This window comes from Micromonospora sp. LH3U1 (assembly GCF_028475105.1).
Taxonomy (GTDB): Bacteria; Actinomycetota; Actinomycetes; order Mycobacteriales; family Micromonosporaceae; genus Micromonospora.
In genome coordinates, this window is sequence record NZ_CP116936.1 from 649,248 (window position 1) to 674,098 (window position 24,851).

Annotated in this window: 21 protein-coding genes; 9 read left to right on the forward strand and 12 right to left on the reverse strand. The window is 72.3% G+C overall.

Annotation, left to right across the window (positions count from 1 at the left end):
* Window positions 1-115: 115 nt before the first annotated feature.
* The 7 genes from PCA76_RS03035 to PCA76_RS03065 are packed head-to-tail and all read right to left on the reverse strand — an operon-like array spanning window position 116 to window position 6,068.
* Window positions 116-997, reverse strand: coding sequence for an SMP-30/gluconolactonase/LRE family protein (locus PCA76_RS03035; RefSeq protein WP_272615126.1), 882 nt, complete (start codon window positions 995-997; stop codon window positions 116-118).
* 33 nt (window positions 998-1,030) lie between these two features.
* Window positions 1,031-1,972 carry a sugar kinase gene (locus PCA76_RS03040; RefSeq protein ID WP_272615127.1) on the reverse strand — a complete coding sequence of 314 codons (942 nt, stop codon included), beginning with the start codon at window positions 1,970-1,972 and terminating at the stop codon, window positions 1,031-1,033.
* Window positions 1,969-2,589, reverse strand: a complete 621-nt coding sequence (locus PCA76_RS03045) for a bifunctional 4-hydroxy-2-oxoglutarate aldolase/2-dehydro-3-deoxy-phosphogluconate aldolase (protein ID WP_272615128.1) — start codon at window positions 2,587-2,589, stop codon at window positions 1,969-1,971. Before PCA76_RS03045 ends, PCA76_RS03040 begins: the two co-directional genes overlap by 4 nt.
* Before the next feature lie 11 nt (window positions 2,590-2,600).
* A complete protein-coding gene (locus PCA76_RS03050; protein ID WP_272615129.1) occupies window positions 2,601-3,440 on the reverse strand; it encodes a hypothetical protein in 840 nt (279 codons plus the stop codon).
* Window positions 3,434-4,579, reverse strand: a complete 1,146-nt coding sequence (gene dgoD, locus PCA76_RS03055; protein WP_272615130.1) for a galactonate dehydratase — start codon at window positions 4,577-4,579, stop codon at window positions 3,434-3,436. The genes PCA76_RS03050 and dgoD overlap by 7 nt, the downstream gene beginning before the upstream one ends.
* The gene (locus PCA76_RS03060; RefSeq protein ID WP_272615131.1) at window positions 4,576-5,286 is read right to left on the reverse strand and encodes a FadR/GntR family transcriptional regulator; all 711 of its coding nucleotides are present in this window, start codon (window positions 5,284-5,286) and stop codon (window positions 4,576-4,578) included. Before PCA76_RS03060 ends, dgoD begins: the two co-directional genes overlap by 4 nt.
* A 35-nt stretch (window positions 5,287-5,321) precedes the next feature.
* A complete protein-coding gene (locus tag PCA76_RS03065; protein WP_272615132.1) occupies window positions 5,322-6,068 on the reverse strand; it encodes an SDR family NAD(P)-dependent oxidoreductase in 747 nt (248 codons plus the stop codon).
* A 159-nt stretch (window positions 6,069-6,227) separates the two neighbouring features.
* Here PCA76_RS03065 and PCA76_RS03070 point away from each other — a divergent pair, with 159 nt between their 5' ends.
* From PCA76_RS03070 to PCA76_RS03090, 5 genes are read left to right on the forward strand one after another with little or no spacing between them, the layout of a single operon-like run.
* Window positions 6,228-7,523, forward strand: coding sequence for an ABC transporter substrate-binding protein (locus PCA76_RS03070; RefSeq protein ID WP_272615133.1), 1,296 nt, complete (start codon window positions 6,228-6,230; stop codon window positions 7,521-7,523).
* Window position 7,524: 1 nt separating this feature from the next.
* Window positions 7,525-8,442, forward strand: coding sequence for a carbohydrate ABC transporter permease (locus PCA76_RS03075; protein WP_272615135.1), 918 nt, complete (start codon window positions 7,525-7,527; stop codon window positions 8,440-8,442).
* Entirely contained in the window at window positions 8,442-9,263 is an 822-nt protein-coding gene (locus PCA76_RS03080; RefSeq protein WP_272615136.1) for a carbohydrate ABC transporter permease, read from the forward strand. Before PCA76_RS03075 ends, PCA76_RS03080 begins: the two co-directional genes overlap by 1 nt.
* Window positions 9,260-11,347 carry an alpha-galactosidase gene (locus PCA76_RS03085; RefSeq protein ID WP_272615138.1) on the forward strand — a complete coding sequence of 696 codons (2,088 nt, stop codon included), beginning with the start codon at window positions 9,260-9,262 and terminating at the stop codon, window positions 11,345-11,347. Before PCA76_RS03080 ends, PCA76_RS03085 begins: the two co-directional genes overlap by 4 nt.
* Window positions 11,348-11,397: 50 nt before the next feature.
* Window positions 11,398-13,623, forward strand: a complete 2,226-nt coding sequence (locus PCA76_RS03090; RefSeq protein WP_272615139.1) for a glycoside hydrolase family 27 protein — start codon at window positions 11,398-11,400, stop codon at window positions 13,621-13,623.
* A gap of 102 nt (window positions 13,624-13,725) precedes the next feature.
* On the opposite strand, the gene PCA76_RS03095 is transcribed toward PCA76_RS03090, so the two are convergent.
* Complete coding sequence (locus tag PCA76_RS03095; protein ID WP_272615140.1) at window positions 13,726-16,278, reverse strand: ATP-binding protein; 2,553 nt, start codon at window positions 16,276-16,278, stop codon at window positions 13,726-13,728.
* Between the two features lie 97 nt (window positions 16,279-16,375).
* The gene (locus PCA76_RS03100) at window positions 16,376-19,390 is read right to left on the reverse strand and encodes a S8 family serine peptidase (protein WP_272615141.1); all 3,015 of its coding nucleotides are present in this window, start codon (window positions 19,388-19,390) and stop codon (window positions 16,376-16,378) included.
* A 502-nt stretch (window positions 19,391-19,892) separates the two neighbouring features.
* On the opposite strand from PCA76_RS03100, the gene PCA76_RS03105 reads away from it, so the two are divergent.
* Window positions 19,893-20,141: a hypothetical protein gene (locus PCA76_RS03105; protein ID WP_272615143.1), complete on the forward strand. Its 249-nt coding sequence runs from the start codon at window positions 19,893-19,895 to the stop codon at window positions 20,139-20,141.
* A 21-nt stretch (window positions 20,142-20,162) separates the two neighbouring features.
* Window positions 20,163-20,381: a hypothetical protein gene (locus PCA76_RS03110; protein WP_272615145.1), complete on the forward strand. Its 219-nt coding sequence runs from the start codon at window positions 20,163-20,165 to the stop codon at window positions 20,379-20,381.
* Window positions 20,382-20,473: 92 nt separating this feature from the next.
* On the opposite strand, the gene PCA76_RS03115 is transcribed toward PCA76_RS03110, so the two are convergent.
* Window positions 20,474-20,953: a winged helix-turn-helix transcriptional regulator gene (locus PCA76_RS03115; protein WP_272615146.1), complete on the reverse strand. Its 480-nt coding sequence runs from the start codon at window positions 20,951-20,953 to the stop codon at window positions 20,474-20,476.
* 105 nt (window positions 20,954-21,058) lie between these two features.
* Between PCA76_RS03115 and PCA76_RS03120 the strand changes: the two genes are divergently transcribed.
* Window positions 21,059-22,606, forward strand: a complete 1,548-nt coding sequence (locus PCA76_RS03120; protein WP_272615148.1) for an MFS transporter — start codon at window positions 21,059-21,061, stop codon at window positions 22,604-22,606.
* A gap of 22 nt (window positions 22,607-22,628) precedes the next feature.
* On the opposite strand, the gene PCA76_RS03125 is transcribed toward PCA76_RS03120, so the two are convergent.
* Both PCA76_RS03125 and PCA76_RS03130 read right to left on the reverse strand, forming a co-directional pair.
* Window positions 22,629-23,036 (reverse strand): RidA family protein, encoded by a 408-nt coding sequence (locus tag PCA76_RS03125; protein WP_272615149.1) that lies wholly within the window; start codon window positions 23,034-23,036, stop codon window positions 22,629-22,631.
* Window positions 23,033-23,944 (reverse strand): NAD(P)-dependent oxidoreductase, encoded by a 912-nt coding sequence (locus PCA76_RS03130; RefSeq protein WP_336298044.1) that lies wholly within the window; start codon window positions 23,942-23,944, stop codon window positions 23,033-23,035. Before PCA76_RS03130 ends, PCA76_RS03125 begins: the two co-directional genes overlap by 4 nt.
* Here PCA76_RS03130 and PCA76_RS03135 point away from each other — a divergent pair.
* A complete protein-coding gene (locus PCA76_RS03135) occupies window positions 23,943-24,836 on the forward strand; it encodes a LysR family transcriptional regulator (protein WP_272615152.1) in 894 nt (297 codons plus the stop codon). The genes PCA76_RS03130 and PCA76_RS03135 overlap by 2 nt on opposite strands.
* Window positions 24,837-24,851: the final 15 nt, after the last annotated feature.

Genomic DNA, 24,851 nt, shown 5'->3' on the forward strand with positions numbered 1-24,851 from the left:
ATTCCCGCCCGGGCGTCCGGTATGCCTCGCCGTGGTCAGGCTCGTCGGCGGTCAGCCGGGAAGGCGGTCAGCCCGGGCAGCGGTCAGTCCGGAAGCTGGCCAGCGTGGAAGGCGGTCAGCGCACCGGTGCGGTGGCGTGCGCGGTGGGCAGGCCGGGGACCGGGACGTCCACCGCGAGCAGCGCGCCATCCGCCGGGCCTGCCGCAGCCAGCCCCACGCGGGCGGTGCCGATGAAGAGTCGGCGCAGGTCGGGTCCGCCGAGGCAGATACCGGCAGGTTGCTTCGCCGGCAGCCGGATCTCCCGCTCCAACGTGCCGTCGGGCCGGTAGCGACGTACCGCCGCGCCGCCCCACAGCGCGATCCAGAGGTGGCCCGCCGCGTCGACCGTTATCCCGTCCGGGCCGCCGTCAGCGGGGGAGAGCCGCAGGAACGGCTCCCGCCCGTGCAGTGCCCCGGTGCCCGGGTCGACGGTGAACCGGTCGACCTCGCCGCGCGGCGTGTCGGCCAGGTACATGGTGGTGCCGGCGGCGTCGAACGCTGGCCCGTTCGGGATGGTCAGCCCGGTCACCGCAGGCACCGGGGCCGCGCCCGGGGCCAGCCGGTACAGCGTGCCCCCGCCGGCCGCCCCGGCGTACGTCATGCTGCCGGCCCAGAAGCGGCCGTGCGGGTCGGCGACCGCGTCGTTCATCCGGGTCGGCTCGGGCGCGTCGGCGACCAGCTCGACGACCGGTCGGGGGTCGCCGGTGGCGGGCAGCAGGGTGACGCCGGTCCCGGCGGCTGCCAGCCAGTCGCCGGGCCGGTCGGCCACGGGGGCGACCGCGCCGAGCGGAACGTCGAGGCGGCGCAGCTCCCGCAGCGGGGCCGGGCCGTCGCCGTCGGTCTCCAGCAGTCGTCCGGCCAGCAGGTCGACGAGGACCAGCCGGTCGTCGACCCAGCGCAGCCCTTCGCCCAGCTCCAACCGGTCGGTGCTCCAGATGGTCGGCTCGGTCAGCTCCACGTTCGCTCCTCAAAGATCGTCGGCGGCACCGGGTCAGCGGACGGTACCGCCGGGGCCGTGGTCGAGCAGGCCCAGCTCGGCCCGGTCGGGCAGACCCTCCCAGTCGCCCCGGGTGGCCACCGCGAATGCGCCGGTGGTGACCGCCCGGTCCAGCCGGGCTGGCGCGTCGGCGCCGTCGAGCCAGGCGGAGAGCAGCCCGGCCACGAAGGCGTCACCGGCGCCGACGGTGTCGACCACGGGCACCGTCCGGGCTGGACAGTGCACCGTACCGGTCGCGCTGTGGCTGGTCGCCCCACCGGCGCCGTGCTTGACCACGACCTCGGTCACGCCGGCCGATAGCAGCGCCGTGACCGGGTCGGTCGCGTCGGTCAACACGGCCAACTCGTCGTCGGAGGCGACCACCAGTTCGATCGAGGGCAGCAGCGGCCGCAGCGCGGCGGCGGCCTCGGCGACCGACCAGAGTCGCTGCCGGTGGTTGACGTCCAGGCAGATCGTGCTGCCCGCCGCGCGGGCGCGCCGCACGGCCTCCACCACAGCCTGGTACGGCTCGACGCCCAGCGCGCAGGTGATGCCGGTGACGTGCAGCAGCCGAGGCGGCGACCCGGGCGCGTCGAAGGCACCGGTCACGTCGGCCGGGCGCAGCCGGGAGCCGGCGGACCCGGTGCGGTGGTAGGTGACCCGGTTGATGTCGGCGACCCGGTTCTCGAAGAGGATCAGCCCGGTGGGGGCGGTCGGGTCGACCCGGGACCAGGTCAGGTCGACACCTTCGGCGCGCAGCGTACGGCGGACCAGCTCGCCGGGCTCGTCGCCGCCGGTGACCCCGACCCAGGCGGCCCGGTGGCCGAGCCGGGCCAGCCCGATCGCCACCGTCGACTCGGAGCCGGCGACGGAGATCCCGGCGGTGCCGCCCAGCCGTAGCGGGCCGGTGGTGCGGAAAGCCGCCATCGTCTCGCCGAGCGTGAGCAGGTCGGTCACTGCCGGACCGCCGTGCGGAAGGCGGCGGCGCGTTCCCGCAGCGCCGCCGGGTCGCCGCCGTGAACGGCGTCACCGAGCAGCGGGGAACCGACGCCGACCGCTACCGCTCCCCGGTCGAGGTAGCGCCGCGCGCCGTCCGCGTCGACTCCACCGACCGGCACGAACGCAGTGCCGGGGAACGGGTCGCGCAGTGCACCGAGGTAGTCGGGCCCGCCGAGGGAGGCCGGGAAGAGCTTGATCGCGGTGGCCCCGTCACCGTTGGCCTGCACCACCTCGGTGGGGGTGAGCGCCCCGGCGAGCACCGGCAGCCCGAGCTGGCCGGCCTCGGCGAGGCTCGGCGCGAGCGCCGGAGTGACCAGGAAGCCGGCGCCCGCGTCGGCTGCGGCGCGCGCGTCCTCCGCGCTGAGCACGGTGCCCGCCCCCAGGGCGAAGTCAGGCCCGAGGGCGGCCCGGGCGCGTCGGATGACGCCGAGCGCGTCGGCACTGGTCAGCGAGACCTCGACCAGGGCGACGCCGCTCTCGGCCAGTGTGAGCACGGCGGTCAGCGCGGCGGCCGGGTCCGGGCCGCGCACGATGGCCAGCAGCCGGTGGGTACGCAGCTCGTCGAGCAGGTTCATCACGGGTGTCCTCAGTGGATGCGGTGGGCGGAGATGGTGAGTCGCCAGGTGACCTCACCGGAGGGCGGAACGACAGCCGCGTCGGCCGGGCCGGCGTCGGTCAGGTCGAAGGCGGCGCCGAGCATCGGTTCGACGCCGACACTGCGGTAGGGGCCGTTGGCCGGCCACCCGCCCAGGTTGCGCCAGAGCGCGGTGCTGCGGGGCTGGTCCGTGCACTCCAGCTCCAGGGTCAGCCGGTCGACGCCGTCGGTTACCTGGACGCGGGGGCAGTCGAGCAGCACCGCGCCGAGCGCGGTCCCGTCGTCCGGGCCGAGGGTGTCCAGGGTCAGCCCGGCGGGGGCCGGCCACGGGCCGGTCAGCCAGGGGTCGCCGGCGGGCCAGGTGCCCGGTGGCAGGAGCGCGGCGGCCTCCGGGTGCAGTCGGGTCGGGGTGCCGGCGGGTGCGTCGAGGCGGGCTGAGGGGGAGAGGTCGAGCAGGGCGTGCGCGGCCCAGACGAACCGTTGACCGGGGTCGGCGGCAAGTCCGTAGTCGGCCACCACCACGCCGTCCGAGTCGGTGATCCGGCGGGTCAGGGTGAACGTTGGCCGCTCGATGACCAGGGTGTCGGGGCTTGCGGTTGCCCACGGGCGCGACCACACCTCGCCGTGGTCGGGCCGACCGCGCACGGTGGGCAGGCACTCCTCCAACCCGCCGGCGTCGACGAACGCGTCGTCGGGGCGCACCTCGTGCCGGCCGGGCTCCGGGCCACGCCAGAGCCACTCCCGGCCGCCGCCGCGCAGGCCGGTCCACCGTCCGCCGTGCGCCGCGTCATACGCCACGCGCAGCGGCACCGGCTTCCCGCCGATCACCATTCGGCGAACGACCCGTCGGCGTGCTGCCAGACCGGGTTCCGCCAGGAATGCGGGGTACGGGCGGCCTTCCGGACCGCCGCCTCGTCGACCGTGATGCCCAGGCCGGGCCGGTCGAAGCGGGCGATGTGCCCGTCCACGAACCGGAACGGCTCCGGGTCGACCACGTAGTCCAGCAGCTCGGAACCAACGTTGTAGTGGATGCCGATGCTCTGCTCCTGGATCAGGAAGTTCGGCGTCGCGAAGGCCACCTGGAGGCTGGCCGCCAGGGAGATCGGGCCGAGCGGGCAGTGCGGGGCGAGCAGCGCGCCGTACGTCTCGGCCAGCGCGGCGATCCGACGGACCTCGGAGATCCCCCCGGCGTGCGACAGGTCCGGCTGGACCACGGCGACCCCGGCCTGCAACGGGCCGAGGAACTCGGAGCGGCCGTAGAGCCGCTCGCCGGTGGCCACCGGGATCGGTGTGCTGGCGACGATGTCGCGCAGGTGGTGGGCCTGGTCGGGCAGGACCGGCTCCTCCACGAAGAACGGGCGTAGGGGGGCCAGCTCGGGCAGGATCCGGCGTACCGCGGCCAGCCCGGCCCGGCCGTGGAAGTCGAGCGCGATGTCCCGGTCGGGGCCGAGCACCCCCCGGGCGGCGGCGACCCGGCCGACCACCGCGTCCACCTCGGCGGAGGTGGGGATGGGAGAGAGTCGCCCGCAGGCGTTCATCTTGACGCCGGTGAGACCAGCGGCGACCTGCGCGGCGGCGGCGTCGGCCACCTCATCGGGCTCGTCCCCGCCGATCCAGGAGTAGATCCGCACCCGGTCGCGCACGGGCCCGCCGAGCAGTGCGTGCACCGGCGCACCGTACGCCTGCCCGGCGATGTCCCAGAGTGCCTGGTCGAGGCCGGCGACCGCGCTGGAGAGGATCGGGCCGCCCCGGTAGAAGCCACCCTTGGTGAGCACCTGCCAGTGCTGCTCGATGCGGAGTGGATCCGCACCGATCAGGTATTCGGAGAGCACCTCGACGGCACTGCGCACCACTTCGGCGCGCCCCTCCACCACCGGTTCGCCCCATCCGACCAGCCCGTCGTCGGTCTCCACCCGGCAGAACAACCACCGTGGCGCGACGAGGAAGGTCTCGATCCGCTCGATCTTCACTGACTGCCCCTCTGTCCCCGTGCCTTCTCGACGTCGCGGACGGCCTTGTCCAGCAACTCACGCATGGCGGTCTCGGCCGCGGTCTCGTCCCGCTCGCGCAGCGCGTCGACGACGGCACGGTGGCTGGGCACCGGGTCGTCGTGCGCGGCACCGCCGTGCACCAGCCGGTCCCGTTCGGCGAGCCCGGTCTCCATCACCACCTCCATCCGCTCCAGCAACTCGTTGTGGGTGGCGGTGAGCAGCGCGCGGTGGAAGGCGAGGTCGGCGGCGACGGCAGCGGCCGGGTCACCGTTGGCCTCGGCCATCTCGGCCAGTGCCCGATCGAGGGCGGCCATGTCGTCCTCGGTCGCACGGGTGGCGGCCAGCCGCGCGGCGGCCGGCTCGATGATGGCGCGTACCTCGTGCAGCTTTTCGAGCAGGCGCTCGTCGGGGCCCTCGGCGAACTGCCAACGGATCACGTCACCGTCGAGCAGGTTCCAGTCCGCGCGGGGTCGGACGAAGGTGCCGCGTTTCTGCCGGGCGTCGACGATGCCCTTGGCCGAGAGGACCTTCAGCGCCTCACGTAGCGCCGTCAGGCTGACGTCGAACTCCTCCTGCAACGCGACGATGTTGAGGGTCGCGCCGGCGGGGATCTCACCGGTGAGGATGCGACGGGCGATCGCTTCGACGGTCTGCCCATGGACGCCGCGGCGTGCGTACTGTGCCAATGCTCCTGGCCTTTTCGCTGGTCGGTATCGATCTCTCAGGCCGAGGCTTTCACCGCTGTCCAGCCACCGTCCACCACGAGGCTCGCGCCGGTGATGTAGGCGGCGTCCGGTGAGGCGAGGAAGGCGACCGTCGAGGCCACCTCGTCCGGGGTGCCGAAGCGTTTCGCCACGGTCTCCGCGACGCTGCGTCGCCGGTCCTCTTCGGACACGTCGGCCCAGGCGCCGGTGAGGATGGGCCCGGGCAGCACGGTGTTGACGCGTACCTGTGGGCCGTATTCCACGGCGAGTTGCCGGCCGAGCGCGACCAGGCCGCCCTTGGCCGCGGCGTACGCGGGCCGGCCGGGCAGCCCGACCAGCGCGTGCACCGAGGAGATCAGCACCACCGCGCCCGAGCGCGCCAGCAGGTCGTCCAGGCAGGCGCGGACGCCGAGGAAGGAGCCGGTGAGGCTGACGCCGAGCTGGTGGTCCCAGGACTGCCGGCTGGTCTCGTGCGCCGGGGCGACCTGCACGGCGTATGCGGTGCTGACCAGGATGTCGATCGGGCCGAGGCTGGCTCGTACGGCCGACACCGCGGCCGCCCAGTCGCTCTCCTCGCTGACATCGCCCATTACGGACAGTGCTCGGTGGCCGCGGGCGGTCAGCTCGTCGGCCAGCGGCGTCGGGTCGTGTACGTCGAGCAGCGCGACTGCTGCCCCCTCGGCGGCGAGCCGCCGGGCGGTGGCGGCGCCGATCCCGCCCATCGCGCCGGTGACCAGCGCGTTCTTGCCTTCAAGCCGGCGCATAGGCTGATCCACCTGACCTCCGCCTTGGTCTCGTCTAATCATTAATTACGAAGATATCTTGACAGCCGACGGCGGCCGATGCAACCTTCTCGTCACAGCATTCACATGGACGACACACTGCGCAGTGACGCTGCGTGTCGTAGAGGAAGGGATACCTCCGTGAGCGACTTCGACCCCGGTCGCCGGCGATTCCTTGGCCACCTCGGGCTCGCCGGCCTGGGCGCGCTCGGCGCCAGCTCGTTCCTCAGCGCGTGCGCCAGCTCCGCCGGCGGACCGACGACGGGCAACGGCTCGGGCGCGATCACCATCCAGTCCAACCTCTCCTCGCCGCAGGCCAAGGCGGCGATGGAGAAGCTGATCGCGAACTTCAACACGCAGGGCAAGGGCACGGCGAGCCTCAACACGATCGCCTCGGAGACCTTCCGGACCCAGCTGCCGACGTACCTCACCTCGGCGAACCCGCCGGACCTCTACACCTGGTACGCGGGCTCGGTCGCCAACGACTACGCCAGCAAGGACCTGCTGCTGGACGTCTCCGACGTCTGGAAGTCGCTCGGCGACTACCCCCAGTCGCTGCGCACCCTCTCCACCGACGCCAGCGGCAAGCAGATCTTCGTGCCGATGAACAACTACTGGTGGGGCTTCTTCTACCGCAAGTCCAACTTCGCCAAGTGGGGCGTGCAGGAGCCGAAGACCTGGACCGAGTTCCTGGCGCTGTGCGAGACGCTGAAGAGCAAGGGCGTCCCGCCGATCGGCATCGGTCTCGGCGACACCCCGTGGGTGGCCTCGGCCTGGTTCGACTACCTCAACATCCGGATCAACGGCGCGCCGTTCCACCGCGAGCTGCTAGCCGGCAAGCAGCGCTTCGACGACCCCAAGGTCAAGGCGGTGTTCACCCGCTGGCGCGAGGCCCTGCCCTACTTCGACCCCAAGGGCAAGGCGTACCCGTTCCAGGAGGCGACCACCGCGCTGCTGGCCGGCAAGACCGGCATGTTCCTGATCGGCACGTTCTTCGCCGACGCGGCACCCAAGGACGCCCTCGGTGACCTGGACTTCTTCCGGTTCCCGATCATCGACCCGGCGGTGCCGCTGGCCGAGGAGGCCCCGACGGACGGCTTCTTCGCCAGTGCGAAGACGGCCAACCCGACCGGCACCAGGGCCCTGCTCACCTACCTCTCCGGGGTCGAGGCCCAGGAGGCGTACGTCAAGGCCAGCTCCGGCATCGTGCTGCCGGCCAACCCCAAGGCCAAGGCGTCCGACTCGCCGCTGGTGGTCAAGGGCAAGGCGATGCTCGACGAGGCCAAGGAGCTGACCCAGTTCTTCAACCGCGATTCGAGCGACGCACTCCAGCCGACCGCGGACACCGCACTGACCAAGTTCATCGACAAGCCGGACCAGATCGACGCGATCCTGCGGGAGTGGCAGGCGGGCGCCGAGAAGGTCTTCAAGGGCTGACGTGACCGCAACGATTTCCACGACTTCGGTCACCCCCACTCGGCGGCGGCGACGGTCGGCTCGACTGTCGCCGCTGCTGGTGGCGTTCGTCCTCGTGCCGTTCGCGGTCGAGAGCGTCTGGGTGTTCTGGCCGGCGATCCAGGGCTTCTGGTTCTCCCTCACCCGCTGGGACGGGATGTCGCCGCCGACGTTCGTCGGCACGGACAACTACGTCGAGCTGGCCGGCGACGCCACCTTCCGAGGGGCGCTGGTCAACACGGTGATCTGGCTGGTGCTCTTCGGCGGCCTCTCCGTGCTGGGCGGCTTCGGCATGGCGCTGGTCCTGCAGAAGGAACGACGCGGGGTCGGCTTCTACCGGGCCGCGCTGTTCACCCCGGTGGTGTTCTCGCTGGTGGTGACCGCGCTGGTCTGGCGGGTCTTCTACCAGCCCGACGGCATCGCCGACACGCTGCTGCGGGCCGTCGGCCTGGAGCAGCTGATCCGGCCCTGGCTCGCCGACCCGCAGACCGCGCTGTACGCGGTGATCCTGCCCGCGCTGTGGCGGCAGATCGGGTACGTGATGGTGCTGTTCCTGGCCGGGCTGAAGGCGATCGACCCGGCGCTGCACGAGGCGGCCCGGATGGACGGCGCCAACTCCTGGCAGCGGCTGAGGCACGTCACCATCCCCCAGCTCAAGGGGGTCAACGCCGTGGTGCTGTCGGTCATCGTGATCGACTCGCTGCGCTCGTTCGACATCGTCTGGTCGCTGACCAAGGGCGGGCCGTACCACTCGTCGGAGCTGCTCAGCACCTACATGTACTCGACCGCGTTCCAGAGCCTGCGGCTGGGCTACGCCTCCGCGATCGCCGTCGTGATCTTCGTGCTCGCGCTGGCCGTCATCCTCGGCTACCTGGTTCGCGCGTTCCGGGAGGAAGCGTGATGAACAAGCTCCGCACCGGGGCCTTCCACACCGGCATGATCCTGCTCTCGCTGCTCTGGCTGGGTCCGGTGCTCTGGGTCGTGGTGATGTCCACCCGATCGTTCGACGACATCGCCGCGCACGGCGTGGGCAGCCTGCCCCAGTCGTTCACCCTGGACACCTACCGGCAGGCGTGGACCGACGGCGGCGAGCTGCGCGCGTTGATCAACAGCATGTTGGTCACCGTCCCGTCCGTGGCGTTGAGCCTGGGGCTGGCGGCGATGGCCGCGTTCGCGCTGAGTCGCTTCCGTATCCCCGGGCGGCGGACCATCCTGCTGCTGATGCTCGCCGGCAACCTGCTGCCACCGCAGATCCTGCTCATTCCGGTGGCCAAGTTCAGCGAGCTGACCGGCCTGTACGACACCCTCTGGGCGTTGATCGCGGTGCAGGTCGGCTTCGGGCTCGGCTTCTACACCTTCGTGTTGCACGGCTTCATGCGGGACCTGCCGGGCGAGATCCAGGAGGCGGCCACGATCGACGGCGCGGGAACGGCGCAGATCTTCACGAAGGTGATGCTGCCGCTGACCCGCCCCGCGCTGGCCGCTCTCGGGGCGCTGTCCTTCACCTGGATCTTCAACGACCTGCTCTGGGCGATCACCGTGCTGCGTACCGACGACAACATGCCGGTCACCCCGGCGCTGCTCGCCCTACAGGGGCAGTTCGTCTCGTCCTGGAACGTCATCGCCGCCGGTACGGTCATCGCGGCCGTCCCCACCGTCGCGGTCTTCCTGCGCTTCCAGAGGCACTTCGTCTCCGGTCTGGCGCTCGGAGCGGTCAAGTGACCGCCGCGCCTGGGCAGCGCTGGACGCTGCGCGGTGTGCACACCGAGTACACCGTGACGGTGCCCGAGCACGGCCGCTGGCTGGAGCTTGTGGCGTGGGGGCCGCACGGCGTCTCCGACGGGCCGTCGCCGGTCGCCTATGACGGCCCGGTGCCGTTCCTCACCGCCGGGGACGCCGCCCCCATCGAGTACGCGACCGACGCCGACCGCCCGTTCACGGGCGCCGACCTGGTGGTGGAGACCGCAGCCGGGGCGCGCCGGGTCGGCTTCGGCCACACCGGGGTACGGGCCGACCCCGACCAGCGGGAGCTGGCGGTCGACTTCGCCGACCCGGTGACCGGGCTGCGCGCCACCGTGCACTACCGGGTGCCCGCCGGTACCGACGTGGTGCAGCGCTGGGTCGAGCTGACCAACGACGGCAGCGGCCCACTGCGGGTGGTCCGGGCCTCCTCGGGCGGGTTCTGCGTACCGACGCCGCACGGCGCGTTGCTCAGCCACCAGTGGGGGCAGTGGGCGCAGGAGTTCCAGCTCTCCCACGTCGAGTTGGGCCACGGGACGTTCAGCATCGGCAGTTCCCAGGGCGTACCGGGGCATTTGCACGTGCCCTGGCTGGCCGTGCGCGACACCGCCGAGCCGGCCGGCCCGGCCTGGGGGATGGCGTTGGCCTGGACCGGCTCGTGGGAGATCAGCGCCGAGCGGGACACCGGCGGCCTGACCCGGGTCCGGGCCGGCCGTCAACTGGTCGACGGTCCGCTGGAGCTTGCCGCGGGCGAGCGGCTGACCCTGCCGGTGGCCACCGGCGCGTACAGCCCGGACGGCCTGGACGGGCTGGCCCGGGTCTGGCACACCCACCAGCGGTTGCTCGCCGGGGAGCGGCTCACCCCGCGCCCGGTGCTCTACAACTCCTGGGAGGCCACCTACTTCGCCGTCGAGGCGGAGAGCCAGCTCGCGCTCGCCGGGATCGCCGCCGAGCTGGGTGTGGAGACGTTTGTCGTGGACGACGGCTGGTTCGTCGGCCGCAACGACGACACCGCCGGGTTGGGGGACTGGACGCCCGACCCGGCGAAGTTCCCGGCCGGTTTCGACGCGTTCATCGCCGACGTCCGGGCGCTCGGGCTGAACTTCGGGCTCTGGGTCGAGCCGGAGTGCGTCAACCCGAAGTCGACCCTCTACGCCGAGCACCCGGAGTGGGTCTACTCCGTCGACGGTCGGCCGCTCACCCCCGTGCGCAACCAGTACCTGCTCGACCTGGGCCGACCCGAGGTCGCCGAGTTCGTCCACTCCACGGTGGACGGTCTGCTGCGCCGGTACGACATCGACTACCTGAAGTGGGACTTCAACCGGCCGCGTACCGAGCCGGGGCGCCCGGGCGGGATCGGCCCGCTCGACCTGGACGGCGCGCACGTGGCCAACCTGCACCGGATCTACGAGCGGCTACGCCGGGACCACCCCGGGGTGTTGATCGAGGCGTGTGCCGGCGGGGGCGCGCGGACGGACCTGGCCATGGCTGCCCGCGCCGACGTCTTCTGGCCCAGTGACAACACCGGCCCGCTGGACCGGCTGGCCATCCAGTACGGCTTCCTGCACGCCAACGCCCCTCACCTGCTCAGCTCCTGGGTCACCGACGCGCCCGGCCTGTTCGACCCCCGGCCGCGAACGCTGGCGTTCCGATTCGTCCTGGCGATGGCCGGGGTGCTCGGCATCGGCGCGGACATCCGGGCCTGGACCCCCGCCGAGCAGGCCGAGGCGGCCGGCTGGATCGCCCGTTACAAGGAGATCCGGGACGTCGTCACGCACGGCGAGGTGCACCTCATCGGCGGCCCCGACCAGGCCCGTTGCGCGATGCAGTACACCGCGCCGGACGAGAGCCGGGTGGTCGTCCTGGCCTGGCACACCGGCCGGCTCGACGGTGCCGGCCTGCTCCCGTCCCGCCCGGTCCGCCTGCCACTGCGTGGCCTGGACCCGGCGGCCCGTTACCGACACGGCGATCGGCACTACTCCGGCAGCCACCTCACTGCCGTCGGCCTGCCCGTGCAGTGGAGCCCGACCCACGACGCCGACCTCATCGTGCTGACCCGCGACTGAGGCCGGAGCACCACCACACCCCCACCCCTCCAAGGGACAGGAGTACCCCCATGCGCCTGATCCGACCGCTGACCGCTGCCCTGGCCGTGCTCGGCCTGGGCCTGGCCAGCCCGATGCCGGCGATGGCCGGCCCACCGCATCCCGATCCGACCTCGGCCGGCGGCCATGGCCACGGCGGGCCGGGTAAGCCCGGCCACGCCCCGGCCGCCACCGGCGCGGAGGACCAGGGCGCGCCGACCTTCTACAACAGCGGGCTCGCCCCCACGCCCTACCAGGGCTGGAACACCTACTTTGGCCTCGGTGGCGATCCCACCGAGGCCGAAGTCAGGTCGGTCACCGACCACCTGGTCCAGAGTGGACTGCGTGACGCCGGCTACACCTACGTCTGGATCGACGGCAACTGGGCCGCCCCCACCCCGCGTGACCAGGCCGGCCGCCTGGTCGCCGACCCGGCCCGGTTCCCCGGTGGGATGGCCGCGCTGGCCGCGTACATCCACAGCAAGGGAATGAAGGCCGGCATCTACACCGACGCCGGACCATACCTGCCAGGGCAGTGCGGGCTCGGCAGCAACGGCCACTACCAGGCCGACGTCGCCCAGTTCGCCGGCTGGGGCTTCGACGCGCTCAAGGCCGACTGGCTCTGCGGCCGAGCCGCCGGCCTCGACCCGGAGACCACCTTCCGTGAGCTCGCCGAGGCGGTACGCCAGTCGCCCCGACCGATGCTGCTCAACATCTGCAACCCGGTCAGCTCCGACTGGGGTGGCGGCCCGTACACCCCGGAACAGCTCTCGACCTGGAGCTACACGTACGCGCCCACCGTCGCCGACTCCTGGCGTACCTACACCGACGTGGGGCTCACCGACCCGACCCCGCAGTGGGCCTACCCGTGGGTGCTGCGCAACATGGACGTCAACGCGTACCACCCGGCGGCCACCGGGCCGGGGCACTACAACGACCCGGACTACCTGCTGCCGATGCGCCCGCTGCCCGACGGCGGGTACGAGTTGAGCCTGGAGGAGTCGAAGACGCAGCTCGGCATGTGGGCCATCATGGCCGCGCCGCTGGTGATCGGCTCCGACCCGCGTGGCCTGCCGAACGAGATGATCTCCGCGTTGACCAACCCGGAGATCATCGCGGTGGACCAGGACCCGCTGGTCCGACAGGGCGTCAAGGTCGCCGACACCGGCGTCGACGCGCAGGTCTGGAGCAAGGTGCTCACCGGCTCCGGCAAGCGGGCCGTCGCCCTGCTCAACCGGCACGCCACCGCCCAGCAGATCACGGTGAACTTCGCCGACGTCGCGCTCGGCGGGTCGGTCCACGTCCGTGACCTGTGGTCCCGCACCACTGTGGACGCCCAACTCGGCACCGCGGGCGTCCAGCCGTTCACCGGTTCGTACACCGTCGAGGTGCCGGCGCACGGGGTGGCCATGCTCGGCCTGACCGGCACCGACCAGGTCGCCGGCGCCAACCTCGGCGGCACCGCCAGCGCCAGCCCCGCGCTGGTTCGGGTGGACGACACGCACGCCGCGGCCTTCGTCCGGAACGCGTCCGGTGCGCTGGCGATGAACACCCGCTCCGGCGCGACCTGGGGCACCGGCTGGACCTCGCTCGGCGGTCCGGTCGGCGGTCGGATCCTCGGCCAGCCGGCCGCGTACGGCTCCGCCGATGGGCGGCTCGACGTCTTCGTGCGGGGCACCGACAACGCGGCCTGGCAGCGCAGTTACACCGCCGGGAAGTGGGGGCCGTGGCGCAGCCTCGGCGGCACGCTGACCGACGCGCCCACGGCGGCCTGGACCAGCCCGACCCAGTGGACGCTGGTCGCCCGCGGTGCCGATGGCAAGCTCTGGTCGCGTACCCCGAGCACCGGCTGGACCGGCGTCGGCGCGCCCGAGGATCGGCCGTTCTACGGTCGGCCGAGCGCGGTCGTCGACGACGCGGGCGTGCTGCACGTGGCGGTCCGCAGCCGGACCGACGAGGTGTGGTGGAGCAGCCGAACCGGCACCACGTGGTCGGCCTGGACGAACCTTGGCGGCACCACCAGCGGCAGCCCGACGTTGCTCGCCACGTCCGGTCGGGTCTACCTGTTCGCGCTGGCCGCCGACAATCGGCTCTGGCAGCGCAACCTGACCGATGGCGCCTGGGGCGGCTGGTTCCGCCGTGGCGAGTTCGCCACCGATGCGTTCCGGGGTGCACCGGGGGCCGCCGCCGGCGCCAACGGCAGCGCCTGGCTGGCGGTACGCGGCGTGGACGACCGGGTGCACCAGATCGTCCTCTGATCCGGATGGCGGGCTGCCGAACAGGTTGCGGCGGCCCGCCACCTCGGTTTCCCCTGCCCCGCAGCCGGGAGGGCTGGTGGGCCCGCGACCGGAAGGTCGAGGTCAGGACCGGCGGCCCGCCACCCGCACCATCCGTCCGGCCGGTTCAGGCCGGGGCGAGGTCGCGGCATCGGCGCAGGGCGGCCCGGGCGAGGGCGTGTCACGGCCGGCGATTCCGGCTTCCAGTTCGGCGACGGCCGCCGCGGCCCGCGCCGGTTCACCCTGCGCGGCTGCGGCCTCGGCCAGCACCAGCACCGCGTCGGCTGCCCACGCCAGGATGCCCTTTCCGCGTACCACTGACAGCGCCTCCGCCGCGTGCCGGACCGCCTCGTCCGGTCGCCCGGCCACCGTCAGTCGGGCCAGCGCCGAGAGTGCCTGCACCAGCGGCCAGATCGCGCCCACCCGCCGGGCGTCGGCGACCACCTCGCGCAGCGCCCGCTCGGCCGACTCCACCTCGTCGCGGCCTCTGTTACTGTCGCCAAGCCCGGCGCATCCCTCGGTGCGGCTGACGGGGCTGTCGTGTTCCCGGGTGCTGCCAGCTCGTTCGGCGGTGGCGGTGAGCGCCAGCACGGTGGCCAGTTCGGCCCGCGCGTCCAGCAGGGTGACCGGCATCCGCTCGGCGCTGGCGACCAGCCGACTGAGCCGATCGGCGAGCCCGTCCAGCCGGCCGGCGGCCCGGTCCAGTGACAGTTCGGTCGCCTCCACCAGGGACGTCAGCCGCTCGTACCCGGTCTCGTCGACCAGCGCCCGACCGGCCGCCAGCAGCGCTTCGGCCTGCTCGGGGTGACCGGCGTGCAGCGCCCCCTGCGCCCAGTTCAGGCAGGCCCGCGCATGCTCGCGGGGCCGGTCGGCCAACTCGGCGGACGCGCGTAGCTCCTTGATGATCGCCCACGCCGCCGGGTCGCCCAGCTCCAGCAGCAGCGAGGCTCGGGCGATGCGGACCGCGAGGTGCGCCGCCGGATCCCCGCTGGCCGCCGCGGCGCTCTCCGCCTCCGCGCACCGGGCCAGGTGGTCGTCGACGTGCCGGCCGACGACGGTGTCGGGGGCCGCCAGCACGGCGAGCGCCGGGGCCTTGCGGCGCGGCGCTCGCAGGTACGGCACGGCACGCTCGATCTCGGCGTACCCGCGTAGTGCCTCGCCCTGCTGGCGCAGCATCCGCCCGAGAACCAGACCCAGCTCACCGCGGGCGCCCGGCGGGAGTCGTCGATCGGCGAGCAGTCGTTCCAGCACCGGGATCGCCTCGGCCTGGCTGAGCCCGTCGATGGCCGACCGTCCCAGTTTGGCGGCGAGCCGAACCCGGACCGGTCGGGGCAGCTCGGCGATGTCCATCGTCTGGAGCAGGAAGCTCGCGGCGGTGGCGTCGTCGCCGCGCTCGGTGGCCAGGTCGGCGGCGGCCTCGGCGTTGCGGACGAAGTCAGCTCCGCTGCCGGCCCGGCGGTAGTGGTGCGCCAGTTGGGCCACCGGTCTCGGGAGTTCCTGCTCCAGCACCCGTGCGACACGCAGGTGCAGCCACTCCCGGCTCTCCCGGGGCACCAGGTCATACACGACCTGCCGGGCCAGGTCGTGGCGGAACCGCAAGCCGTCCCCGGCGTCGTGCAGCAGGCCCGCCCGGTGGGCCGAGGTCATCGCCGCGCCGACCGCCACCCGGTTCAGACTGAGTACCGAGGCGAGAATGCGCTGGTCCGGTGTCAGCCCCAGCACGGCGGCGGCACCAAGCACCTCCCGGGTGGCCTCGTCGAGCGGGCGCAGCCGCCAGAGCAGCACGTCACGCAGGACGAACGGGACGCTGTCGTCAGCCAGCGGGTCGCCGCCCCGCTCGGCGAGCGTACGCAGCACCTCCTCGACCACGAACGGGATGCCGGCGGTGCGGTCGAGCAGGGTGGCGGTCAACTGCTCCGGCGGATCAGCGAGCCGCAGGGTCCGGGCGGCCAACCGGCGTACGTCATCGGCGTCCAGCGGGCTGAGCGGCACACGGGTGACGCTCCACGGTGGAGTACGTGCCAACGCGTCGTGGATCGGGGTACTGCCGCCCGGTGCCGCCGTGCGGGCGGTCAGCACCACCGCCAACCCGTCCACCGGGTGAGTGCTCAGGTAGCCGATGAACTCGCAGGTCGCCGGGTCGGCCCAGTGTAGGTCCTCGAGCAGCAGCGTGGCAGGGCTCAGCGCGGCCAGGACCGCGGCGACGGCGCGGAGCAGGCGGTGCCGCTCGGCCGCCGGGTCGGTCAGCGGGGGTGGCGCGTCTGGCAGCGCGTCGGCGAGTTCGGGCAGCAGCGGCGCGAGGGCGCCGGCCACCGGGCTGAGTGCGCCGAGCCGGTCAGCACTGCCCCGGATCGCGTCCAGCAGTACGCCGAGCGGGAAGGGCTCCGGCACGTCGTCGCACTCACCGACCAGGTGGCGCCCGGGAAGTTCGGCGAGCAGTTCGGCGACCAGCCGGCTCTTGCCGATTCCGGGCTCGCCCTCGAGCAGGATCAGGCACGGAGGGGCTTCGACGAGTCGGCGTAACTGGGCCAACTCCGCCGCTCGTCCGACGAACTCGACGGGTCCGCGCAGACGTTCGGGGCGGACGGGAGATGGGCCCCCGCCGCCCCGCGTCTTGTCCTCGTCGCCGTCGCTCACCGTGGGCCGAGCAGATCACCTCTGCCCGGACGGACGGTCGGCCGGCGGACCGACGGTGACCTGGGTCACACGTCGAGCCGCCGGCCCGTCGGCACCGTCAGGACTGGACGGTGACCGGCACGGTCTTCAGCGAGCCGTCACCGTTGCGGAACTCCAGCACCCCGAGGTAGCGCTGACCCGGGGCGAGGCCGAACCAGCGCAGGGTCAGGTTCGCCGTCGCGCCCGGCTGCACGCTGCGTTGCTTCGGGTCGATCGTGAACCGGCCGGTGGAGGTGCCCGGCGCGCCCGGCAGGTAGCTGGTGATGGTGTACGCGTTGGCCCCCTCCGGCATGTTCTCGGTGAACTCCTGCTCGACGACCACGATGTAGTCCCCGGCGCCGTCCGGCAGCGTCACCTTGGCGCCGTCACGACCACTGACCGTGGCGGTGACGAACTTTCCGAACTTGTCGTAGACGTTGAGGCTGAACTCGGTGCACTCCATCACCCCCTCCTCGTCATCCCAGTCGATGTGGGAGCAGGTGGGCCGCTCCGACGTCACCTGGACGAGCGGGCTGCGGGTGCCGGCCGGTACGTGCAGCGTGGTCCTGCTGATCGACGCGGGCAGCGGCACCGGGAGGTTGTTCGACGTGCTCCAGTCCCAGCTCGGCCCGTCACCCCGCAGGGTGACCACGCTGCTGGTGCCCGAGGTCAGGCCGGAGAGCTGGGAGATCAGCTGACCCTTGTAGCCGACCTCGGCGGCGATCCGGACGCTGCCGAAGGTGCCCTTGCCGGTGATGGCGTCGGGGGCGATCAGCCCGGAGTTGTGCACGACCAGCGGGCTGCGTACCTCGTGCTTGAACTGGTCACGCCAGGTCAACGAGCCGTCGGCCCAGGTGTCGAACGGGCCGCCGGTGTTGGTGACCTCCACGGTGAAGCGGGCGGACTTGCCCGGACGGATCTGCATCTTGGTCGGGGTGACCTTGACCTTGTAGCCCGCCGGGGCCTGCACCGACGAGGTGTAGGTGCTGGTCTTGTCGCTGACGTTGGTGACGGTCCGGGTGACCGTCTGCTTGCCCACCATCCGACCCAGCGAGATCGACGGGTAGTTGAGCTGCGCCGTCTCGATCGCGCCGATCGTGTCGCAGCCCTCCAGGTCGGCGAGCCCGAAGTCGCTGCCACGGTCGGCGGACACCCCACACAGGTACTGGATCCAGTCCTGCTGGTTCGAGTCGTAGACCAGACCCGGGTCGAAGGCGCTGCCCGGCTCGACCTGGCCGGCACCGTAGTTGAGCGGGGTCGCGTCGTACGTGCCGATCTTGATCGGGTTGCCCTTGTCGGTCTTGTCCACCGCGCTGGTCATCAGCGCCGAGCGGACCGCCGCCGGCGACCAGCCGGGGTGCTTGGCCAGCAGCAGGGCGGCGATACCGGCGATGTGCGGCGCCGCCATCGAGGTGCCCGACTCCAGAGCGAAGTCATTCCCGCCGATGGAGGGGGAGAATGCCGCGACGATGTCCTGACCGGGCGCGCTGATGTCAGGCTTGAGCAGCTCACCGGCGTTGAGGTTCGACGGGCCCGCCGAGGAGAACGCGGCGACCGCGGGCGCCTCGACGGTCTCCAGCTTGCTCGGCGAGATGGTGGCCGTGGCGTTGCCCTTCGCGACGTACGCGGTGACGGTGGCCAGGTCGACCTCGTTGATGTGCACGGTCGGCACGGTCTGCACGTCGGCGTTCAGGGAGTTCAGCTCTTCGTTGTAGAGCACCATGCCGACCCCGCCGGCCCGCGCCACCTCGATGCTCTTGTCGGTACGAGGGATCTCGCCGCGTACGCAGAGCACGATCGCACCCTTGACCTTGGCCGGATCCAACGTGTCGTCGGCGCAGAGGCCGGCGCCGTAGGCGCCGTCCGGGTCGAGCGCGCTGTCCTTCGCGAAGACCAGTCGGGCCGGCCCGACGCCGGTCGCGCCCATGCCCACACCGGCGATGGTGGTGCCGTTGCCGAGGGTGAGCTTCCGGGTGTTCTGCCGGTCGGTGGTGCTGGCGGCCACCGTGGTCAGCCACGGCGTCGTGTTGTCGACGGTGTTGGCGAACGGGCCGGAGTTCCCGGCGGCAGCGGCCACGAACACCCCGGCGGCAGCGGCGTTGAAGAACGTCGCGTCGATCGCCCCGAACCGCTCGCTGTCGTCGCCGATCGAATAGTTGATCACGTCGACGCCGTCAGCGACCGCGTCGTCGATGGCGTGCACGATGTCGACGTCGGTACCGGTCGCTCCGCCCGCACCGTTGTCGTACAGCGCCTTGTAGATCGCCAGCCGCGCGGCCGGCGCCATGCCGGAGATCATGCCCAGGTCCTGGGTGCCCGACGTCGCCCGTACGCCGTGGATGCCGGCCGCGGTGCTGGCCGTGTGGGTGCCGTGGCCGTTGCGGTCGCGAGGCGAGGAGTAGTCGTCCGGGAACGCGTCGGCGATCCCGCTGTCGTTGTACCAGCGTGCGCCGATCACCTTGTTGTTGCAGGTGACCGGTGCCTCGACGCCAACGTCGCAGGTGCCCTTCCACTTGGCGTCGATGACGGCCTGGTCCGGGCGTGGGCTGGGCAGCGGCGCGAAGCTCGCGCTCTCCGGCCAGTACCCGCTGTCGATGACCCCGACGATGACGCCCTCGCCCGCGCGGGAGTCCCCGCCGAACTCCTTCTTCCACACCCCGCCCTTGCCGGTGAGGCCCAGATAGTCCGGGGTGTGCGAGGTGGCTGCGTGCACCTTCTGGCTCTCGTACACCGCCCGCACACCGCGGCTGGCGCGCAGCCGGGCGGCCTGCGGACCGGTCAGCTCGGCGGCGAAGCCGTTGAACGCGGTCTCCATGGTGACGCGGGTGCGGTCGGCTGGCACGCCGACGCGGTCCAGCACGGACTTGCGTTCCCGGCGCAGGTGATCGCGGTACGCGTTGGCGTTGCCCGAGGTGCGGTTCAGCTTGGCGCCGTCGGCCGGCTTCGTCCCCGCGATCCCGGGAACACCGCCGGTGTAGGTGGCCAGCGGCTCCTCGTCGAGCTGAACAAGGTAGCGGGCGGTCGGTCCACTGCTGGTCGGCGCGGCGGTGGCGCTGCCGGGCAGGCTGGTCAGGCCGGCCGCGGTCAGCGCCACGGCAGCCAGCATGCTGACCCCGCGCCTGGCCCGTCCGGTCCGATGTGCGTTCGGTTGTGGCACGTCGTTGCCTCCACGTTCGGTGCCGGCCGCCACGACTGGTGACGGTGGCCGAAACCTAGGATCCGTATCGATCACCGAGAAGAACTCGTAACCTGGCCGTCATCTTGGAAACAAGCTCGTAACACAACGGGTACTTTGCGCGTCATTTGGAGCCGCAGGCTCGGAGGGACCCATGCCATTTCGCCGGTTGCCCGTGCCATCGGTCGAGTCGGCCTTCGTGGTCTTCGATACCCAGGACTTTGGATGCCTGTCCTACGGGAGTCGAGGAGGCGGGCCGACGCTGGCTCGTCAAGACGGCCACCACGGCAGAGGGGCGAGCCTCCCTCGACCGGGCCTGCGCGGTGCACGCCGCAGTCCGCCACCCGGTGATCGTCCGTCCAACCCGGACCGTCCACCGCCCGGCTGGCCCAAGCTCGTCTACCCCTGGTACGACGGCAGCGTGCTGAACCACGCCACCGTGCACGGCACGGACCGCAGCGCGCTGACCCGGTTCCAGCACCTGCCGGTGCCGCAGGTCGAGGTGGCGCTCGACGCGATCCTCGACGCCCATCTCGCCGTCAGCGTCGCCGGCCTGGTCGCGGTCGACCTCTACGACGGCTGCTTCCTGTACGACTTCTCCGCCGACCAGATGCGGTTGATCGACCTGGACGAGTACCGGCCGGGTCCGTTCGTGCTCGACGCGGATTGACTGCCCGGCTCGCGTCGCTACATGGCGCCGGAGGAGTTCGTCCGTGGCGCGGTGATCGACGAGCGGACCACCGTGTACGTGCTCGGTCGCACGCTGCACCACCTACTGGATTCGCCGGAGGGCTGGCGTGGCAACGGCGACCAGAGCCGCGTCGTGGACCAGGCGACCAAGGACGAGCCTGCCGTCCGGTACGCCAACGTGCCAGCGCTGGCCCGCGCCTGGCGGCTGGCGACACCCTGACCCGTGGATCTGGCGGTCGCCATTGACCTGGTCACCGACCCACGACAACGTCGGATGCGATGATCGATCGATGACCTCGACAGCCCCAGGCGTCAGCCGCGCCGGATCAGGCCTGGTCCGGCGGTGATGTCGATGTCGCCGTTCTCCACGTCGTGGCCGGCGGCGCAGCGGAGCACCGCGCGGACCGGCTCGCCACAGTTGCGGTGGGTGGCGGCGACGGACGGGCCGGCGTCGTCGGCGGCCCAGGTGTCGCCCCAGTTGCGCAGTGCGGTGATGACGGGCAGCAGTTCGCGGCCCTTGCGGGTGAGCTGGTACTCGTGGCGGGTGCGCTGTCCCGGCTCCCGGTAGGGGATCCGTTCGAGCAGGTCGGCGGCGACCATTTCCTTGAGTCGGGCGGCCATGGCGGGCTCGCCGACGCCGACTCGGCGGACGAAGTCGTCGAAACGGCGCGTACCGAGCAGGGCCTCGCGCATGATCAGGACCGTCGACCTGCTGCCGACGATGTCCATCGCTCGGGCCACCGAGCAGTTCGCATTCGACCAGGAGTCGCGGTCGTCCCGTAGGTCCTCCATGTGGTCAAGCATACCTGGCTTGCGTCAAGGCTAGTCAGGTGCTTCACTGGGACGTTGCTGACTTCAGCAAACGCAAGTCAGCCCGACCAGCCCCAAGGACGTCCAGTGACCACCAGCACCACGGCCCCGGCCGCACCCGGACCACCCGCCACCGCCCGCTCGTCAGTCCGCGGCTCCCGCCCGGTGACCCTGATCGCCATGTGCCTCGGCGCGATGATCACGTTTTTGCAGATCACCGCGACGGTCTCCGCCCTGACCACCATCCAGCGGGACCTACGGGTCGACCCGACCACCCTGATCTGGATCCCCAGCGCCTACACCCTGATGGTGGCGAGCGTGGTGCTGTCCGCCGCCACCCTGGGCACCCGCTACGGGCGCAGGCGCATGTTCGGTGCAGGAGTCATCGCGATGATCGTTGGCGCCGCTGTCGTGGCCGGTGCCCCGACCGTGGCCTGGGTGATCGCGGGGCAGTTGGTCGCGGGCCTCGGCGGGGCACTGATCCTGCCGAACAGCCTGGCGATCCTCGGCGCGACCTTCACCGACCCGCACCGACGTACCGAGGTCATCACCGCCTGGGCGGCGGCCTCGGGCATCGGGCTCGCCATCGGCCCACTCATCGCCGGCACGCTGCTGCGGCACTACCAGTGGCACAGCGTCTACCTGTCGACGATCGCGCTGGGCGTGGCCACCCTCGTCATCGCGGCGATCGGGGTGGCCGAATCCCAGCCGAGCGCCGCCCGACTCGACGTGCCCGGCCTGTTGCTCGGCACCGTCGCCATCGCTGCCGCCGTCTACGCGATGATCCAGGGCGGCAGGGATGGCTACACCAGCCCGGTGGTGACAGCGGCCTGGATCATCGCGGCCGTCGCGCTGGTCGGGTTCGTGCTGGTCGAGCTGCGGGCCAGCGCGCCAATGCTCGACGTACGGCTGTTCCGGTCCGCGTCGTTCAGCGCCGTCATGGTCGTCGCTGCGGTGTCGCTGTTCGGCTTCACCGGCGTGGCGATCCTGCTGGTTCTCTTCCACGAACGCGCCCAGGCGCTCAGTCCACTGGACACCGGCTGGCGGATGCTGGTGCTCTTCGGCGCCTACGTGCTCGTCGCCTTCGGGGCCGGGCGGGCCATTCGTCGTACCGGCTTCAAAGCGCCGCTCACCCTCGGCCTGGTCCTCGGCGCGGTGGCGAGCTTCGCTCTGGCGGCCCAGGGCCCGACCGCGTCGTTCGGTCACCGCTGGGCGTTGTTCGCGTTGTTCGGCGCCGCCGGCGGTCTGGTGGTGGCCCCGGCGACGGCGGCGGCGCTGGCCAGCGTCGCGCCCGCGCAGGCCGGCATGGCCTCCGGGGCGGTCAACGCCGCCCGCCAGGTCGGTTCGGTGCTCGGCTCGTCCCTGCTGGGCACGCTCCTCACCACCACGATGTTGGCCGACCTGCCCGACCGGCTCGCCGCCCACCAGGTCGGCGAACCCATCCGGGCCGCCGTGCAGGCGGCGGCGGCCACCGGCGCCACCGGCGACCAGCCGCTGCCTGATCCGGTACGGGCGGCGCTCGCCGAAGCACTGACCTCCGGCGTTCAGGCCGGGTTGCGGGTCAACGGCATCGTCTTCCTCGTCACCGCCGTGCTCGCGCTCACTCTCGTCCGCAACCGACCCCACCAGCACTGACGTGAGCGGTCGCCGATGGCGGTCAGCCTCTGGTCACGGCTGCGGTGACCTCGACCTCCAGCACCGCGCCGTCGAGGAAGAGTCGGTTCACCTCGACAGTGGTGCTGGCGGGCCTGGTCTCCACGAAGTAGCGGTTGCGGACGGCCGCGTAGCCGGCCAGGTCGCCGAGGTCGGTCAGGAACGTCCGGACGTGCAGCACGTCGGCGAAGGTGGCGCCGTGCGCCGCGAGTAGCGCACCGATCAACTCGAAGATCCGCTCGGACTGCGCCCCCACGTCGCCGGGAGCGACCACCGCGCCAACGTCGTCCACCCCGACCTGACCGGAGAGCATCAGCAACGCACCACCGGGCAGGTCGAGGCGGGCGACGTGCGCGAACCGGTCGCCGAACGGGGCGGCGACGGTCGTCGGATTGTCCAGGGTCACGTTCATTTTTGCTCCTTGTGCGCGGCAGGGTCAGTAAGGCGAGCGATGTCGTCGTGCGGACGGGGCGCCGCCGCCAACGCCGACGCGGCGGCGCGCAGCACGGGCGCCGGCGCGTCGCCCAGCACGTCGAGGGCGAGCCGGGCGTCCTTGGCGGCCAGGGCGGCGGCGAACGCGGCGTCCGTGGCGGTCGCCCGGGCGACGGCACCGCCGAGCGGCCCGGTGCCGAGCGCCTCGACCGCCGTACGCCGGTCTACGCCGACGGCGTCCGCGACGGCGAGCGCGTCGGCGACCGCCGTGACCGCAGTGACCAGTGCGGTGTTGAGTACCAGCTTCAGCGCGGCGCCCCGGCCGGAGCCGCCGCAGCGGCGGACCGTGCCCAACGTCTCCAGCAGTGGGGTGACCCGCTCGACGGCCGATTCCTCCCCGCCGGCCAACACCACGAGCCGGCCCGTCTCGGCAGCGCCGGCACTGCCGGCGACCGGAGCGTCCACCAGCGGCACTCCCGCCGGCAGCAGCGCGGCCAATTCCGCCACGGCCCGGGGACCGATGGTGGACATCTCGATCACGGGGGTGCCCGGCCGCAGCGCCAATGCCGCACCGGAGCCGATCAGCGTGTGCCGGACAGCGGCCGCGTCGGTGAGCATGGTGATCACCACGTCGGCGTTTCGGACCGCCTCGGCCGGGCTGCCGGCGGCTCGCGCCCCGGCGTCGACGAGCGGTGCCGTCCGGACGGAAGTGCGGTTCCAGACGGTGAGCCGCTGCCCGGTCGACAGCAGCCGACGGCCGATCGCGGTGCCCATCGTGCCCGTGCCCAGCAGGGCGATCTCGTTCATGTCGCTAACGCTAGGTGTCGGGAACCCATGCCACCAACGACTGTTACGCATCGCTGCCATGCTGCGAGAACATGGCACCATGCAGCTGAACGCGCTTCAGGTCTTCCGTGCCGTCGCCGAGCACGGCTCCATCACGGCTGCGGCCCGCAGCCTGCGCTACACGCAGTCGGCGGTGTCCCGACAGATCGCCGCGCTGGAAGCCGAGACCGGGTCGCCGTTGCTGGACCGCCTGCCGCGCGGTGTCGCCCTGACCGAGCAGGGTCGTTGCCTGCTCGGTCACGCCGAGGCTGTGCTCGACCGGCTGGACACCGCCCGACGGGACCTGGCGGCGCTGCGTGACCTGTCCACCGGCCGGTTGCGGGTCGGCGCGTTCCCCACAGCGGTCGCCGCGCTCGTGCCACGCGCTCTGGCCAGCTTCAAGTCCGACCATCCCGAGGTGGCCCTGTCACTGGTCGAAGGGCTCACGCCGAGGCTGCTGGAACGCCTGGTCGACGGCGACGCCGACGTCGCCGTGGTGAGCGCCGCGTCCGATCAGCCGCTCGACGGCGACCACTTCGACCTGCACCACCTTGTCGACGAGGCGCTGCTGGTGGCCGTTCCCCGGACGCATCGGCTCGCCCACCGGCGGACGATCCGCCTGCGCGACCTGGCCGACGAGTCGTTCATCGCCGGCTCGGCGACCGCCGAGGAGACCCTGCTGCGAGCGACCCTACCGGCGGGTTTCCGGCCGCGGATCGACATCGTCGCGGCGGAATGGACCGGCAAGCTGGGCTGTGTCGCGGCCGGCCTGGGTGTCGCGCTGGTGCCGGCGCTGGCCGTACGCGCCGCTCCGCCCGACCTGACCCTGCTCCGCCTGCATCCCGACGACGCCTCCGTCCGGCGGATCTTCGCGGTCACCGTCGCCGGTCGGAGCCAACCTCCGGCGGTGCGGCGGTTCCTCGCCCACCTGGACCGGGCGGCGGAGCTGGTCTGAGCCTGGCGATGACGC